Raw genomic sequence first — 16,127 nt, forward strand, 5'->3', positions numbered from 1 at the left:
TAGTCCCTGGTTGTGAGGTGGAGTAGCAATGTGGCGAGTCCGTTCAGTGGCCCGTCCGCGTCGACGTGCATGGTTGGTGACCGTTGCGCTGATCCCCGCCATGGCGCTCGCGTTGTCCGCATGCGGCGGTAACTCAGCGCCGCCGCAACCCCAGGTGATCGACGACAAGGGAACTCCGTTCGGAGACCTGCTCGTCCCGAAGCTGACCGCGTCGGTGACCGACGGCGCCGTGGGCGTCAGTGTGGACTCACCGGTGACCGTCAGCGCGGAGGACGGCGTGCTCGAATCGGTCACCATGGTTAACGAGTCCGGCAAGTCGGTCGCGGGCGTCCTGAGCCCGGACGGACTGACCTGGTCGACCACCGAACCACTCGGCTACAACAAGCGCTACACGCTCACCGCCGAATCGCTTGGGCTCGGCGGCGCCACCACCCGGCGGATGGCCTTCGAGACCCATTCGCCCGAGAACCTGACCATGCCGTATGTGCTGCCCAACAACGGTGAGGTGGTCGGCGTCGGACAACCGGTCGCCGTCCGGTTCGACGAGAGCATCACCAACCGGGTGGCCGCGCAGAAAGCCATCAAGATCAAGACCGATCCTCCGGTCGAGGGCGCGTTCTACTGGCTGAACAACCAAGAGGTGCGGTGGCGGCCCGCGAGCTACTGGAAGCCCGGCACGAAGGTCGACGTCGCGGTGAACACCTACGGCGTCGACCTCGGAGACGGCCTCTTCGGTCAGGAGAACGTCAGCACGAGCTTCACGATCGGCGATGAAGTCATCACCAGCATCGACGACAGCACGAAGACGCTGACGGTCAAGCGCAACGGCGAGGTGATCAAGACCATGCCGGTGTCGATGGGCAAGAACAGCACGCCCACCAACAACGGCGTCTACATCGTCGGGGACCGGCGCTCGCACATGGTGATGGACTCCTCGACCTACGGCGTTCCGGTCAACTCCGCCAACGGGTATCGCACCGAGGTGGATTGGGCCACCCAGATCTCCTACAGCGGCATCTACGTCCACGCCGCGCCGTGGTCGGTGGGCAGCCAAGGCTACAGCAACGTCAGCCACGGGTGCATCAACGTCAGCACGAGCAATGGGCGGTGGTTCCACGACAACTCCAAGCGCGGAGACGTCGTCGAGATCGTCAACACCGTCGGGTCGACGCTGCCGGGCACCGACGGTCTCGGGGACTGGAACATCCCGTGGGATCAGTGGAAGGCCGGCAACGCCAACCTCTGATGTGAGCGGCTGAGGGGCCCATGGGCTTCAGCGCCGAAAGGCCCTTCAGCGCCACCCGAAAGTGAAACCTGGGCGGAGATACGCCCAAAGCCTCGCCATGAGCACATTAATAGCGCTTCGAAGCTACCGACGGTCCGAAAAAGGGTCAGGGAGCGAAGATTCGCTCCCTGACCCATATCGGGGTGGCTGACGGGACTCGAACCCGCGACAGCCAGGATCACAACCTGGTGCTCTACCAACTGAACTACAGCCACCATCGCCGCGAACCCTGGTGGGCACAGCGGCGACGTCGATACTAACCGCTCGAGCGCTCGGCGGCCGAATCGATGTCCGTGGCGCTCTCGTTCGGCGGCCCCAGTTCTTGGGCGATGGCCGCGATATCGCTGGTCGACGGACCGGGTGGGGCCACGAAGGCGGTGCGGCGGTAGTACTGCAGCTCGCGAATCGACTCGTGGATGTCGGCGAGGGCACGGTGCGCGAGGCCCTTCTCGGGCTGGCCGAAGTAGATGCGGGGATACCAGCGCCTGCACAGCTCCTTGATCGAGCTCACATCGATCATCCGGTAGTGCAGGTAGTCGTCGAGCTTGGGCATGTCGCGGGCTATGAAGCCGCGGTCGGTGGCGATCGAGTTGCCGGCCAGCGGCGCCGTCTTGGCCTGTTTGACGTGGGTGCGGATGTAGTCGAGGACCAGCTCCTCGGCTTCGGGCACCGTTAGGGTCGACGCCTTGACCTCGTCGATCAACCCTGAGCGGGTGTGCATCTCGGTGACCACCGGGATCATCGACGCCAACGCTTCGTCGTCGGTGTGGATGACGACGTCGATGCCGTCGCCGAGAATGTTGAGGTCAGCGTCTGTCACCAGCACCGCGATTTCGATGAGCCGGTCGGTCTTGAGATCCAGGCCCGTCATCTCGCAGTCGATCCACACCAGTTCGTCACGCACGACGCTCACATTAAGCCTTGCCGCTGCATGCGGCCCGTTGCACCCCGTCCGTAGGGTGCGTCGCGGGCGTTAGGGTGCCAGCCATGGCCAGTGAGTCCACGCCCACCCCCGCACAGCAGATCGCCGCAGGTTACGCCGCCGAAGGGGCCGCTATGGAGCTCGGCGCGGTCGTCGTCGACGGGATGTGTCACCCGGCCGCGCAGGTGCGAATTCCGCTGGCCACCGTCAACCGCCACGGGCTGGTCGCCGGCGCCACGGGGACCGGCAAGACGAAATCTCTTCAGCTGCTGGCCGAACAGCTCTCGGCCGCGGGCGTGCCATGCGTGATGGCCGACGTCAAGGGAGACCTCTCGGGGCTGTCGCGGCCCGCCGAGGCCAACGACAACATCACCGCGCGGGCCGCCGACACCGGCGACGACTGGGCGCCGACGGCCTATCCGGTCGAGTTCCTGTCGCTGGGCACCGCGGGTATCGGGGTGCCGGTGCGGGCGACGATCTCCAGCTTCGGGCCCATTCTGCTGTCGAAGGTGCTCGGGCTGAACGCTACGCAGGAGTCGACGCTTGGCCTTATTTTCCACTGGGCAGACCAGCAGGGGTTGTCGCTGCTCGACCTCAAGGACCTGCGCGCGGTGATCCAGTACCTCACCAGCGACGAGGGCAAGCCCGAACTCAAGGCGCTCGGCGCGGTGTCCACCACGACCGCTGGTGTGATCCTGCGGGCGCTGATTAATCTCGAGGCAGACGGCGGCGACACGTTCTTCGGCGAGCCCGAACTCGAGCCCGAGGACCTGCTGCGGGTCGACGAGCAGGGCCGCGGCATCATCACGCTGCTCGAGCTCGGCAGCCAGGCCGCCCGTCCGGTGATGTTCTCGACATTCCTGATGTGGGTGCTAGCCGACCTGTTCGCGACGCTTCCGGAGGTCGGCGACCTCGACAAACCGAAGCTGGTGTTCTTCTTCGACGAAGCTCACCTGCTTTTCGCCGACGCGTCCAAGGCGTTCCTCGAACAGGTCGAGGAGACGGTGAAGCTGATTCGGTCCAAGGGAGTCGGCGTGTTCTTCTGCACGCAACTGCCGACCGATATCCCCAACGATGTGCTGTCCCAACTCGGTGCGCGAATCCAGCACGCGTTGCGCGCGTTCACGCCCGACGATGACAAGGCGCTGTCCAAGACCGTGCGAACGTACCCGAAAACCGATGTGTACGACATGAAGTCGGCCTTGACATCGCTCGGTATCGGCGAGGCGATCGTCACCGTGTTGTCAGAGAAGGGCGCGCCGACACCAGTGGCATGGACCCGGATGCGAGCCCCGCGGTCGCTGATGGACACCATCGGTCCAGAAGCAATCACCGCCGCCGCGAAAGCCAGTGTGCTGCAAGCTGAATACGGTCGGACCATCGACCGCGAGTCGGCCTACGAACGGCTCAACGCGAAACTGGCCCCGCCACCCGAGCCCGTTCCGCAGTACGACACGCTGCCACCTCCGCTGCCTCCAGTCGCCGGCGACATGAGCTCACGTGACACCGCCGAGCCGTCGATGGTTGACAAGGTGGTCAACAGCCCGGCGTTCAAGAGCGCGATGCGTTCGGCGGGCACGGTGATCGGCCGCGAGATCACCCGCAGCATCTTCGGCACCGGGCGCAGGCGCAGCCGTCGTCGTCGCTAGTGGCGCCGAAACTGCATTCCCGCAGCGAAAGTGCGAGAAGGGCACTGCCGGAATGCAATTTCGCGGCGCCAGGAGAAACGCTCAGCTACCGCCGAGCTTCTTGTAGACGGCGCCGACGATCGGTGTCACGATCGCGCGCGGCGTGTACCCCGCCGCAACCGACATCGCCTTCGAGGTCACACCGGGGACGACGCGCATCTTGTTGCGCTCCAATGCATCCAACGACTGCTTGGCGGTGTACTGCGTGGAGATCCACAGGAAGTCCGGAATCACCTTCTCCACCAACGACTGCTCGTCGGGGTCCGGCAGCGCCTCGCGCACGGGTCCCGGTGCTAGCAACGTCACGTGCACGCCGTCCTTCTTGAGCTCGCCGCGCAGCGACTCGCTGAACGTGTTGACGAACGCCTTGCTGGCGGCGTAGGTCGCGTTGTTGGGAATCGGTGAATTGCCCGCCGCCGAGCCGGAAATGAGGATCCCGCCGGCCTTGCGCTGCACCATTCCTGGCAGGACGGCGAGCACGAGGTCGTGCACACCCAACACGTTGAGTTGGACCTGCGCCTTCTCGTCCGCCGGATCCAGCGACGACACCGGACCGAACGTCGCGGTGCCCGCGTTCGCGCACAGGATCGAGATGTTGCGAGTCGCCAACTCGTCGCACAGCTTCGTGCGCTCCGTGGGGTCGGCCAGATCGACGGGTCGCACCTCCACCGTCACGCCGTACTGCTGCACCAGGCGGTCGGCAAGCGCCCGCAGCACCTCCTCGCGGCGCGCGGTGATGATCAGGTGATGTCCGCGGGCCGCGAGTTCGGTGGCCAGCGATTCGCCGATGTTCTGGGACGCGCCGGTGACCACGGCGCGGGCGTCGGCGCTGGGTGCGGGTACTGGCATGCGCCGGACTATATCGTGGGCGGACCATGAGCCACCCACCCGATTCCGGCGCCCCAGCGGCTCGCCGTCAGATCATCTCGTGGGCGCTGTGGGATTTCGGTGCGACCGGATTGAACGCGGTGGTCGTGACCTTCGTGTTCTCGATCTACCTGACCAATACCGTCGGCGACGACCTGCCCGGCGGCATCAGCGCCACCAGCTGGCTGGGCTGGTCGCTGGGCGCGGCCGGCGTGGTCGTCGCGCTGCTGGCTCCGGTGACGGGCGTGTGGGTCGACGCGCCGTGGCGGCGGCGCCGCGTGCTGGCCGTTCTCAGCGCGCTGGCGGTCGTCCTGATCGCCTCGATGAGCGCAGTTCGCGACGACTACCGCTACCTGGCGCTGGGTCTGGTGCTCCTGGGTTGCGCGTCGGCGTGCAACGAGCTCGCCACCGTGCCCTACAACGCGATGCTGCGCCAACTGTCGACTCCGCAGACCTCCGGCCAGATCTCCGGATTCGGGCTCGGCCTGGGCTATTTCGGCAGTGTCACCCTGCTGTTGGTCGTGTACTTCGGGTTCATCACCGGCGACGGCGGTTTGTTCGGTCTGCCGGTCGAGGACGGCGGAAACGTCAGGGCCGCCATGGTTTTCACGGCCATCTGGTTCGGGCTGTTCGCTCTGCCGGTGCTGATCGCCGGACCCAGCGCCGAACCCGACCCGCTGGATCAACGGCAGGCCGTCGGGTTCATCGGTGGGTACCGCAAGTTGTGGGCCGACATTCGCAGCGAATGGCGGCGTGACCACAACGTGGTGTACTACCTGCTGGCCAGCGCGGTGTTCCGCGACGGGCTGACCGGGATCTTCGCGTTCGGGGCGGTACTGGGCGTGCGGGTCTACGGCGTGTCCGAGGCCGATGTGCTGCTGTTCGGGGTGTGCGCCAGCACGGTCGCCGCCCTCGGCGCGGTCGGCGGCGGATTTCTCGACGACCGGTTCGGCGCCAAACCCGTCATCGTCGTCGCGCTGAGCGGGATGATCGCGGTCGGCCTCATCTTGATGTCGCTCAACGGGGTACTGGCGTTCTGGATCTGCGGGCTGCTGCTCTGTTTGTTCATCGGGCCGACGCTGTCCGCGGCGCGGACGCTGATGCTGCGCATGTCCGCCGAGGGCAAGGAGGGCGTCGCGTTCGGGCTCTACACCACCACGGGCCGCGCTGTTTCCTACCTTGCGCCCATGCTGTTCTCGGTCTTCATCGCCGTCTTCGGCACCGACCGAGCGGGGATGGGCGGGCTGGTCGTGGTCCTCGCCGCCGGCCTGATCGCGATGCTCGCCGTGCGGGTTCCGCGGCGTGCGCCCGCCTAACCGCTGGCCGTGCAGATGGTCAGGCCGGCCCCCGTGCGCTTCTGCACCACCGAACCGTCGACGGAGATCGAACAGTTCACCTCGCGGCCGACGTTGATGATGCTGATGCTCGCCGTCGCCGCCGCGGACTCGGACAATTCCACTTCCTTGCTCCAGGGCAGCATGACGTTGAACTCGGTCTGCAGCAGACCGCCGGTGTCGACGTAGGTGATGTTGATCGCGCGCCCGGAACCGCTGACGACGTAGACGACGGTCTGGGTGACGCCAGGAGTCGTCGTACCAGGGGCACCGGGTGCGCCTGGCGTACTGGGCACCGTGGGGACCGCGGGCACGGTGGGCCGCGTCGTGCGCGGAACGGTCGGGCGCGGCGCCGGTGTCGGATTCGGCGTGTTGAAGTCGGGCTCTTGCATCGGGGGCGGCGCGACGACCGTCTGCTGTTGCGAACTGTTGACGACGACCAACGCGATCACCAGGCCGAGCACGGTCAGCACCGCGAGACCCGCGGCGACCCACAACCAGCGGGGTGACTTCGGGTCCTCGGGCGGCGGGGGCGGATCGCCCGACGGGTAGGGCGCCCCGTACGGGCCCGAACCGTAGGTTTCGTACCCGTATGCGCCGTACGTCGGCAGATGCTGAGTCGGAGCGGGTTCGGGCGGCGCCTGATAGGTGGGGCCGTACGCCTGGCTGGCGTATGCCGGATCGCTGTATCCGGAATAGCCGTAGCCCTGCGGTTGCTCCCCGCGGCCGTAACCCGACTGCTCGTCGCGGCCGGGCTGTGGTGTACCGGTCATACCCACCTCATGCGTGCGAGGGTACCTGTGCGACCGCCCAACAGGCGCAGGTCGTCACTGGACTTGCCTGGGTAGGCACAATTGGTCCGGTGGGAGAGCAGGTTCGCAGAGTCTACGGCGCATCCATGTCGCCGGACGCCACCGCGTTCGCACATCTGGTCGACGACGGTGGCTTTCCGCGCGCAGTGCAGCGTTTCCTGCGCGGCTGGCGGGCGAGCTCGTCGCGAGACGTCGAGCTGCCGGTCGAAGGGCCGGTGACGCACGTACTGCATTCGGCCGACGGCCACTGGCTCGCATGTGAGGTCGCACCCGAGGGCAGCACCCGAACCCAGATCTGGGTCGTGACAACCGATCCCGACGACCGCGACGCCCGCCGCATCGACTCGTGGCCGCCGGGAGCGCCCGAGGGCACCGCCGAACTGATCGCCTGGGACGGCACCCTGGTGGCGGCGATCCTCACCGGCGAGGACGGTGTCGGTAGCTCTTGCCTGATCGACCCGGCCACCGGCCGCACCACCGTACTGGACCGCCGCTCGAGCGGCCGTCTGGTCGACGCCTGGGCAGGCGCCGCGCTCGTGCGCGTCGGACCGCGCGGTTACCGGGATCTGATCATGCTGCGCGGACGCACCGAAACCGCGCTGCTGCCATACGATCCAGGCTCGACCACCGACACCGGCATCATCCTCGACGACCACTACGCGCGCCGACTGCGCGCAGGTCTGGAGGGCGAGCTCACCAAGCTCTACCAGCCGGCGAGCACCTATGACGCCGACAGCACCGAAGGTTATGTCCGGGCCCTGATCCGCAGCGAGAACGGCACCGAACATGCGCGACTCCTCGAGGTGACGGTCACCGCCGACGGCGTGGCCTACCAGGTCATCGCCGAACGTCCGGGCTATGAGCTCGACGAGTTCACCGTGAGCGACGATCTGTCGACCGTGGCCGTTCTCTGGAACATCCACGGCGCCAGCGAGTTACAGATCATGGAACGCACCGACCACACGCTGCAGCCGCCGATCCCGCTGCCGGGGATGGTGGCCACCCAATTGAGCATCAGCGCCGGTGGCTCCATGCTGGCCATGACCGTCGAAGGCCCGTCCACCCCGCCGACCGTCGAACTGGTCGACCCGCGTACCCGGGAGTGGGAGATCGTCGACCGCGAGCCCAGCTCCGGACCGGTGTCGCCGGACCCGACGCTGGAACGGGTCACGGCACGCGACGGCATGGAATTCACCGGGTGGCTCTTTCGGCCGCGCGACGGAGTCCCGGTGATCGGCGCGATGCTGTTCCTGCACGGCGGGCCGGAGGGGCAGGGGAGGCCCGGCTACAACGAGTTCTTCCCGGCGTTGCTCGAAGAGGGCATCAGCGTGTTTTTGCCCAACGTCCGCGGCTCGGGCGGGTTCGGCAGGACCTTCATGCACGCCGACGACAAGGAGCGACGGTTCGCCGCGATCGACGACGTCGCCGACGCGGTCGACTACCTGGTCGCGCGTGAGGTCGCGCCGGCCGACCGGATCGCATGTTGCGGGTGGTCCTATGGTGGCTACCTGACCCAGGCTGCGCTCACCTTCCACCCCGACCGGTTCGCCGCCGGAATCAGCATCTGCGGAATGAGCGATCTGAACACCTGGTACCGCAACACCGAACCATGGATCGCCGCCGCGGCATATCCGAAGTACGGCCACCCGATCGGCGATCGCGAACTGCTCGAGCAGCTATCGCCGTTACAACGTGTCGATGCCATGACCGCGCCGTTGCTGTTGGTGCACGGCGCCAACGACACCAATGTGCCCCCCACCGAATCTCAGCAAATGTTCGAAGCGCTGCAGGCACTTAACCGAAAAGTGGAACTGCTGATGTTCGACGACGACGGACACGAGATCGACCGGCGCGAGAATCGCGCCGTACTGGTCAAAGCCATGCGCGAGTGGCTGATTGCCGCATTCAGCCCGAATCCGATTCCGTAACCGAATCGTTCTCCGTAGCCACGTTTACCGAAATTGTCTGCCGGGTAAACGCTGCGCACGCGCCGATGCGGCGCGACAAAGGAGGCGCAGCATGCGAGGTGGCGGAATTCTCGGCGTTTTGGTGCTCGTCTGGTTGCTGATCGGTGCCTTCGCCGCCTACCAGCGCGGCTATTTCGAAACCAGTGAAACCAATTGCGCGACAGCGGGAAGCATCGCTTTGACGGTGGTGGCCGGTCCGCTGAACTACGCGGGCGTCAACCCCACGGTTGAAGCCTGCAACCTGCCAGAACCCAGCCAGTGACAACTGGCACTTGCCAATTCGAAAGGAATGCTAATGATCATCCTCGGAGCGATTCTCCTCATCCTCGGACTGATCTTCGGAATCAACATCCTCTGGACCATCGGCATCATCCTCATGGTCATCGGAGCGGTGTTCTGGATTCTGGGGTCCATGGGCCGTCCCGTCGGAGGCAGACGCGCCTGGTACTAACGGGCCCGGTTCTAACGGGCTAGGCGCTTAGGCGTCCCGCGCGGCCGAGGTCAGCGCCGCGACCGTCATCGCTTTCAAGACGGATCGCGGTCTGGCCTCGGCCGTTTTCGTGGCGCCCGGCTTGAGGGCGTGCGGCGTGGAGTTCAATAGACCGAATGCCGCGTGGGCCATCAACCGGGCATCGGCCTCCGCCAGCGACTCGTCCAACCGCCGAAGCACATCGACCCAGGTCTCGACGTACTGCCGTTGCGCGCGACGCACCTGACGTTTGGCTGTGGCGGGCAGATTCGCGAGATCGCGATCCTGGATGCGGATCAGGTCGGACTCGCCGAGGGCGAAGTCCAGGTGGAAGTCGATCAGGCCCTCCAGCGCCGACGCCGGATCGTCGGCGCGCGCGACGACCTCAGTCGCGCCGGCCAGCAGGCGGGTGCTGATCCCGACCAGCAACTCGACCAGCAACGCCTCCTTGTTCGGGAAGTGCCGGTAGATCGCCGGGCCGCTCACCCCCGCCGCGGCGCCGATGTCCTCCAGACGCACCGCCAGGTAGCCGCGTTCCGCAACCAGGCGTTCGGCCGCGGCGATCAACTGGGATCGCCGATCCGACTTCGCCTTGCTGCGCCTGGTGGTCGCGGGCACGTCGGGGATCGGAGTTGAAGACACCGCGCCTCCCGCCCGCCTGTGGACATCTGGAGTTAATCGTGACTAACATACCACCAGTTATTCGTCATTAACTCAACGAACGGGTTTTCCGATGGCATCGCGGCCTTCACATCGCGAGGAGCACCTCGCGCTGGTCGACGAATTGCGTTCCAAGCTCGCCGCGGCGGCCCTCGGCGGGTCCGAGCGCGCCCGCGAGCGTCACGTCAGCCGCGGCAAGCTGTTGCCGCGCGACCGCGTCGACGGCCTGCTGGACCCGGGCAGCCCGTTCCTCGAACTGTCGCCACTTGCCGCCGACGGCATGTACGACGACGAGTGTCCGGGTGCCGGCATGATCACCGGGATCGGTCGCGTGTCGGGACGCGAATGTGTGATCGTCGCCAACGACGCGACCGTCAAGGGTGGCACCTACTACCCGATCACGGTCAAGAAGCACCTGCGGGCCCAGGAAGTCGCGGGCCAGAACCGGCTGCCGTGCATCTATCTCGTCGACTCCGGCGGCGCGTTCCTGCCCCGACAGGACGAGGTGTTCCCCGATCGCGATCATTTCGGCCGCATCTTCTACAACCAAGCCAACCTGAGCGCTCAGGGGATTGCGCAGATCGCCGCGGTGCTCGGATCCTGCACCGCCGGTGGCGCATACGTGCCCGCGATGAGCGACGAGGCCGTGATCGTGCGCAACCAAGGCACGATCTTCCTCGGCGGCCCACCGTTGGTGAAGGCGGCGACGGGCGAGGTGGTCACCGCCGAGGAACTGGGCGGGGGCGACCTGCATTCGAAGACCTCCGGGGTGACAGACCATTTGGCGCACGACGACCGCGACGCCCTGCGCATCGTGCGGCGCATCGTCGCCACCCTCGGACCCCGTGAGCCGCTGCCCTGGGATGTTCGGCCGACCGTGGACCCGGTGGCTGATCAACATGAACTCTATGACGTGGTGCCGGTGGACTCGCGCGTTCCCTACGACGTACACGAGGTCGTCACCCGCATCGTCGATGGCGGCGAATTCGCCGAGTTCAAGGCCGAATACGGCAGCACCCTGGTCACCGGATTCGCCCGGATCCACGGACATCCGGTCGGCATCATCGCGAACAACGGCGTGCTGTTCGGCGAATCAGCGCTCAAGGGAGCCCATTTCATCGAGCTCTGCGACAAGCGCAACACCCCTCTGGTGTTCCTGCAGAACATCTCCGGGTTCATGGTCGGCCGTGACTACGAGGCGGGCGGTATCGCCAAACACGGCGCGAAGATGGTCACCGCGGTGGCCTGCGCGCGGGTGCCGAAACTGACCGTGGTCATCGGCGGCTCTTATGGGGCGGGTAACTACTCGATGTGCGGGCGCGCGTATTCGCCGCGGTTCCTGTGGATGTGGCCCAACGCCCGCATCTCGGTGATGGGCGGCGAGCAGGCCGCATCGGTGTTGGCGACCGTGCGCGGCGAGATGACCGCCGAGGAGGAGGACAACTTCAAGGCGCCGATCCGCGCGCAGTACGAGCACCAGGGCAATCCGTACTATTCGACGGCCCGGTTGTGGGATGACGGGGTGATCGACCCCGCCGACACCAGAACCGTTCTCGGACTGGCACTCTCGGCGGTCGGTCAGGCGCCGCTCGAGTCCATCTCCTACGGCGTGTTCCGGATGTGAGGACATGAACTTCGATACCGTCCTTGTCGCCAACCGAGGCGAGATCGCCGTCCGCGTCATCCGCACGCTGCGCGCCATGGGCATCCGATCGGTTGCGGTGTTCAGCGACGCCGATGCGGGCGCCCGCCATGTCGCGGAAGCCGACGTCGCGGTCCGCGTCGGACCGCCGCCGGCCAGACAGAGCTACCTCGACATCGACGCCGTGGTCTCCGCGGCCCGGCGCACCGGCGCTCAGGCCGTGCATCCCGGTTACGGATTCCTCTCGGAGAACGCGCAATTCGCCGCTGCCCTGCAGGATGCCGGGATCGTATTCATCGGCCCGCCTGTCGGCGCCATCCAAACCATGGGCGACAAGATCGCGGCCAAGGCGGCGGTGTCGGCGTTCGGAGTTCCGGTGGTGCCCGGAGTTTCGCGTCCCGGCCTGTCCGACGACGATCTCGTCGCCGGCGCCGGCGAGGTCGGTTTCCCCGTGCTGGTGAAACCCTCGGCGGGCGGCGGCGGCAAAGGTATGCGCGTCGTGCACGAGCCGGCCGAGTTGCCTGCCGCGCTGGCCAGCGCGCGCCGGGAGGCGGCCGCCGCGTTCGGTGACGACACGCTGTTCCTGGAAAGGTTCGTGTTGAACCCGCGCCACATCGAGGTGCAGGTGCTCGCCGACGGCTACGGCAACGTCGTACATCTGGGCGAACGCGAATGCTCCCTGCAGCGTCGTCATCAGAAGGTCGTCGAGGAGGCGCCGTCACCGCTACTGGACGAGGCGACGCGGGCGAGAATCGGTGCGGCGGCGTGCGACACCGCGCGCAGCGTCGACTACACCGGTGCGGGCACCGTCGAGTTCATCGTCTCCGCCGACCGGCCCGACGAGTTCTTCTTCATGGAGATGAACACCCGCCTTCAGGTCGAGCATCCGGTCACCGAGATGGTCACCGGGATCGACCTCGTCGAACAGCAGGTGAGGATCGCCGCGGGGGAGAAGCTGGCGATCGCGCAGGACGACATCTCGATGACCGGGCACGCGATCGAGGCGCGGGTCTACGCCGAAGATCCCGGACACGGGTTCCTGCCCACCGGCGGCACCGTGCTGGGCCTCGCCGAGCCAGAAGGCCCCGGCATCCGGGTCGACTCGGGGTTGGCTGAAGGTTCGGTGATCGGCAGCGACTACGACCCGATGCTGTCGAAGGTCATCGCGCATGCCGGCGACCGGCCGGCGGCCCTGCGGGCGCTGGATCGGGCGCTGGCGCACACCGCGGTTCTGGGGGTCACCACCAACGTCGAGTTCCTGCGGTTCCTGCTCGCCGATCCCGACGTCGCGGCCGGCCGCCTCGACACCGGCCTGCTGGATCGTCGCAGCCCGGACTTTCACCCGGCGACCGCCGAGGACGTCGACCTGGTCGCCGCCGCGGCGTATCGGTGGCTGCGGTCATGGCCGCAACCCGTCGATGACCTGTGGGCGGTTCCCTCGGGCTGGCGGATGGGCCGCCACGCGCCGACGACGTATCGGCTGCAGTCCGGCGAGCGAGTCGACCACGTCCACCTCACCGGCACACCGCCGACGGGCAGTGCGGCGATCGAGGATGGCCAATCGCGGTCGCTGGCGGTGTCGCTGACAGGCGACCGGCTGGCGGTCACCTTCGACGGGATCGTCACGGACTACATGGTGGTCGCCGACGACCACCGGACCTGGCTGGCGGGTGGGGGCCGCACGCTTGCTGTCGACGAGGTCCGCGAAGCGCCCGTGCGACCCGACGACGCGCACAGCGGCGACGCCGAGCTGACCAGCCCGATGCCGGGTTCCGTGGTGGCCGTGGGGGTGGCCGACGGCGATCGGGTGACGACGGGCACCGTCGTGGTGACCGTCGAGGCCATGAAGATGGAACACGCGCTGAGCGCGCCGGTCGACGGCGTGGTGGAACTCCTTGTCGCCGAAGGCGATCAGGTCAAGGTGGGGCAGCCGCTGGCGAAGGTCATCGCGGACCCGACCGTCGAGAAGGAAGAAGCATGACTGATTTTCTAGCCACCGGGACACTTCCCGATCACTACGAACAGCTGGCCAAGACGGTCCGCGACTTCGCCCAGAGCGTGGTGGCGCCCGTCTCCGCCAAACACGACGAGGAACACTCGTTCCCGTACGAGGTCGTCGCCGGCATGGCCGACATGGGACTGTTCGGCCTGCCGTTCCCCGAGGCTTACGGCGGCATGGGCGGCGACTACTTCGCGCTGTGCCTGGCGTTGGAGGAACTCGGCAAGGTCGACCAGAGTGTGGCGATCACGCTCGAGGCGGGGGTATCGCTGGGTGCGATGCCGGTGTACCGGTTCGGCAGCGAGAAGCAGAGGCAGGAGTGGCTGCCGCTGTTGGCGAGCGGTAAGGCGCTCGGTGCGTTCGGCCTCACCGAGGCCGGCGGCGGCAGCGATGCGGGCGCCACCAAGACCACCGCCCGTCTCGACGACGGCCACTGGGTCATCAACGGTTCCAAGCAGTTCATCACCAACTCGGGCACCGACATCACGAAGCTGGTCACAGTCACCGCTGTCACGGGCGAGAAACCCGATGGGAAGAAGGAGATCTCGTCGATTCTGGTGCCGGTGCCCATCGACGGCTTCACCGCCGAACCGGCGTACAACAAGGTGGGTTGGAACGCCAGCGACACCCACCCGCTTAGCTTCGACGACGTGCGTGTGCCGGAGGAGAACCTGCTCGGCGAGCGCGGCCGGGGATATGCGAACTTCCTTCGCATCCTCGACGAGGGCCGGATCGCCATCGCGGCGCTGTCGGTGGGCGCCGCTCAGGGGTGTGTCGACGAATCGGTCAAATACGCCAAGGAACGCGAGGCCTTCGGCGCCGCGATCGGCAGCTACCAGGCGATCGCCTTCAAGATCGCCCGCATGGAGGCCCGCGCGCACGTCGCCCGCACGGCGTACTACGACGCCGCCGCTCTGATGCTGGCCGGGAAGCCGTTCAAGAAGGCGGCATCGATCGCGAAGATGGTGGCCAGCGAGGCCGCGATGGACAACGCCCGCGACGCCACCCAGATCTTCGGCGGCTACGGCTTCATGAACGAATACTCCGTGGCGCGGCACTACCGCGACAGCAAGATCCTCGAAATCGGTGAGGGGACAACCGAAGTGCAGCTGATGTTGATCGGGCGGGAGCTGGGTCTGTGAGCGGCGGGACGCCCAGTGACAAGAAGATAGTCGTCCAGCGCGGGCTGTGGTACGAGGAGTTCGAGACCGGCGTGCTATACCAGCACCGGCCCGGACGCACCATCACCGAGGCGGACAACGTCTTGTTCACCACGTTGACGATGAACACCCAGGCACTGCATCTGGACGCCGCGTTCTCGGATGCCTTGCCGCCGTTCAACCGGCGGCTCGTCAACTCGATGTTCACGCTGTCCACGTTGGTGGGTCTGTCGGTCACCCAGCTGACGCAGGGCACCATCGTCGGCAACCTCGGCTTCGGCGAAATCGCTTTCCCGAAACCGCTTTTCCACGGTGACACGCTCTACGCCGAGTCCGAGGTGCTCGAGAAGCGCGAGTCCAAGAGCAGGCCGGGTGAGGGCATCGTGACGTTCTCGCACGTCGGCCGCAACCAGCACGGCGACATCGTGGCCACCGCGTCGCGCAAGACCATGGTGCGCAAGCGACCGGAGGGTGACGCGTAGTGGCGCTCGCGACGGGACCCGCCTGGCTGTTCTGTCCGGCCGACCGCCCGGAGCGGTTCGAGAAGGCCGCAGCTGCAGCCGATGTCGTGATCCTCGACCTCGAGGACGGTGTCGCCGCCAAGGATCGCGAAGCCGCCCGCGCGGCACTGGTCGAGACGCGCCTGGACCCGGACCGGACCGTGGTGCGCGTCAACCCCGCCGCCACGGCCGATCATCCGCTGGATCTCGAGGCGCTCGCGAAGACCGACTACACCACCGTCATGTTGGCCAAGACCGAGGACCCGCAGCAGGTGCGCGATCTGGCGCCGCTGAGCGTCGTGGTGCTGATCGAGACGCCGCTCGGGGCGCTGGCCGTGACGGATCTGGCGCGCATGGACAACACGGTCGCGCTGATGTGGGGGGCCGAGGACCTGTTCGCGGTCACCGGCGGCACCGCAAACCGGTATCCCGACGGAAGCTACCGCGAGGTGGCGCGCCACGTGCGATCGCAGACGCTGCTGTCGGCCAAGGCCTACGGTCGGCTCGCGCTGGATTCGGTGTACCTCGACATCCGAGACCTCGATGGTCTGCGCGGTGAGGTCGACGATGCGGTCGCGGTGGGCTTCGACGTGAAGGTCGCGATCCATCCGTCCCAGGTCGCGGTGATCCGCGAGGGCTACACACCGACGGCCGAGCAGGTGCAGTGGGCGCGACACGTGCTGGCGGCTGCCCGCGATGCCCGGGGCGTCTTCCAGTTCGAGGGCATAATGGTGGATGCCCCAGTACTGCGGCGAGCAGAGCGCATCGTCGCGCTAGCGCCCCACCCCGGCGACTAGCCGACAGCCTCTACACCAGAGGTTC

The 16,127-nt window shown here is 66.9% G+C and carries 15 protein-coding genes and 1 tRNA gene; 11 read left to right on the plus strand and 5 right to left on the minus strand.

Going from position 1 to position 16,127, the window contains the following annotated elements; translation table 11 throughout:
• The first annotated feature begins 28 nt into the window (after nucleotides 1–28).
• Nucleotides 29–1,246 carry a L,D-transpeptidase gene (locus tag CEX87_RS05615; protein WP_064396962.1) on the plus strand — a complete coding sequence of 406 codons (1,218 nt, stop codon included), beginning with the start codon at nucleotides 29–31 and terminating at the stop codon, nucleotides 1,244–1,246.
• Nucleotides 1,247–1,427: 181 nt separating this feature from the next.
• On the opposite strand, the gene CEX87_RS05620 is transcribed toward CEX87_RS05615, so the two are convergent.
• Nucleotides 1,428–1,500: transfer RNA gene (locus CEX87_RS05620), tRNA-His, on the minus strand.
• A gap of 41 nt (nucleotides 1,501–1,541) precedes the next feature.
• Nucleotides 1,542–2,189: an oligoribonuclease gene (gene orn, locus CEX87_RS05625; protein WP_064397416.1), complete on the minus strand. Its 648-nt coding sequence runs from the start codon at nucleotides 2,187–2,189 to the stop codon at nucleotides 1,542–1,544.
• A gap of 83 nt (nucleotides 2,190–2,272) precedes the next feature.
• Here orn and CEX87_RS05630 point away from each other — a divergent pair, with 83 nt between their 5' ends.
• Nucleotides 2,273–3,856, plus strand: a complete 1,584-nt coding sequence (locus CEX87_RS05630) for a helicase HerA-like domain-containing protein (protein WP_094286314.1) — start codon at nucleotides 2,273–2,275, stop codon at nucleotides 3,854–3,856.
• A gap of 81 nt (nucleotides 3,857–3,937) precedes the next feature.
• Here CEX87_RS05630 and cmrA read toward each other — a convergent pair whose 3' ends face one another.
• Nucleotides 3,938–4,744, minus strand: a complete 807-nt coding sequence (gene cmrA / locus CEX87_RS05635; RefSeq protein ID WP_064426220.1) for a mycolate reductase — start codon at nucleotides 4,742–4,744, stop codon at nucleotides 3,938–3,940.
• 26 nt (nucleotides 4,745–4,770) lie between these two features.
• Between cmrA and CEX87_RS05640 the strand changes: the two genes are divergently transcribed.
• Nucleotides 4,771–6,078 carry an MFS transporter gene (locus tag CEX87_RS05640; protein ID WP_064396957.1) on the plus strand — a complete coding sequence of 436 codons (1,308 nt, stop codon included), beginning with the start codon at nucleotides 4,771–4,773 and terminating at the stop codon, nucleotides 6,076–6,078.
• Here CEX87_RS05640 and CEX87_RS05645 read toward each other — a convergent pair.
• On the minus strand, nucleotides 6,075–6,869 hold the full coding sequence (locus CEX87_RS05645) for an MmpS family transport accessory protein (protein ID WP_064426218.1): 795 nt from the start codon (nucleotides 6,867–6,869) through the stop codon (nucleotides 6,075–6,077). The genes CEX87_RS05640 and CEX87_RS05645 overlap by 4 nt on opposite strands.
• 125 nt (nucleotides 6,870–6,994) lie before the next feature.
• On the opposite strand from CEX87_RS05645, the gene CEX87_RS05650 reads away from it, so the two are divergent.
• The 3 genes from CEX87_RS05650 (at nucleotide 6,995) to CEX87_RS27330 (ending at nucleotide 9,326) form a co-directional block, all read left to right on the plus strand.
• The gene (locus CEX87_RS05650) at nucleotides 6,995–8,836 is read left to right on the plus strand and encodes an alpha/beta hydrolase family protein (protein ID WP_094286316.1); all 1,842 of its coding nucleotides are present in this window, start codon (nucleotides 6,995–6,997) and stop codon (nucleotides 8,834–8,836) included.
• A 91-nt stretch (nucleotides 8,837–8,927) separates the two neighbouring features.
• Nucleotides 8,928–9,137 (plus strand): hypothetical protein, encoded by a 210-nt coding sequence (locus CEX87_RS05655; protein WP_064396951.1) that lies wholly within the window; start codon nucleotides 8,928–8,930, stop codon nucleotides 9,135–9,137.
• A gap of 33 nt (nucleotides 9,138–9,170) precedes the next feature.
• Nucleotides 9,171–9,326, plus strand: a complete 156-nt coding sequence (locus CEX87_RS27330) for a DUF6131 family protein (protein ID WP_094286318.1) — start codon at nucleotides 9,171–9,173, stop codon at nucleotides 9,324–9,326.
• A gap of 27 nt (nucleotides 9,327–9,353) precedes the next feature.
• Here the strand turns inward: CEX87_RS27330 and CEX87_RS05665 are convergent, their stop codons facing one another.
• Nucleotides 9,354–9,986, minus strand: coding sequence for an SACE_7040 family transcriptional regulator (locus tag CEX87_RS05665; protein ID WP_094286320.1), 633 nt, complete (start codon nucleotides 9,984–9,986; stop codon nucleotides 9,354–9,356).
• A gap of 91 nt (nucleotides 9,987–10,077) precedes the next feature.
• Here CEX87_RS05665 and CEX87_RS05670 point away from each other — a divergent pair, with 91 nt between their 5' ends.
• The 5 genes from CEX87_RS05670 to CEX87_RS05690 are packed head-to-tail and all read left to right on the plus strand — an operon-like array spanning nucleotide 10,078 to nucleotide 16,102.
• Nucleotides 10,078–11,628, plus strand: coding sequence for a carboxyl transferase domain-containing protein (locus tag CEX87_RS05670; protein WP_064419673.1), 1,551 nt, complete (start codon nucleotides 10,078–10,080; stop codon nucleotides 11,626–11,628).
• 4 nt (nucleotides 11,629–11,632) lie between these two features.
• Entirely contained in the window at nucleotides 11,633–13,627 is a 1,995-nt protein-coding gene (locus tag CEX87_RS05675; RefSeq protein WP_094286322.1) for an acetyl/propionyl/methylcrotonyl-CoA carboxylase subunit alpha, read from the plus strand.
• Nucleotides 13,624–14,787: an acyl-CoA dehydrogenase family protein gene (locus CEX87_RS05680; protein ID WP_064426215.1), complete on the plus strand. Its 1,164-nt coding sequence runs from the start codon at nucleotides 13,624–13,626 to the stop codon at nucleotides 14,785–14,787. The genes CEX87_RS05675 and CEX87_RS05680 overlap by 4 nt, the downstream gene beginning before the upstream one ends.
• Complete coding sequence (locus CEX87_RS05685; protein WP_094286324.1) at nucleotides 14,784–15,287, plus strand: MaoC family dehydratase; 504 nt, start codon at nucleotides 14,784–14,786, stop codon at nucleotides 15,285–15,287. The genes CEX87_RS05680 and CEX87_RS05685 overlap by 4 nt, the downstream gene beginning before the upstream one ends.
• A complete protein-coding gene (locus CEX87_RS05690) occupies nucleotides 15,287–16,102 on the plus strand; it encodes an HpcH/HpaI aldolase/citrate lyase family protein (protein WP_064419669.1) in 816 nt (271 codons plus the stop codon). The genes CEX87_RS05685 and CEX87_RS05690 overlap by 1 nt, the downstream gene beginning before the upstream one ends.
• Nucleotides 16,103–16,127: the final 25 nt, after the last annotated feature.

Origin of the sequence: Mycobacterium lehmannii (genome assembly GCF_002245535.1) — a bacterium.
In the GTDB taxonomy this organism is placed as follows: Bacteria; Actinomycetota; Actinomycetes; order Mycobacteriales; family Mycobacteriaceae; genus Mycobacterium; species Mycobacterium lehmannii.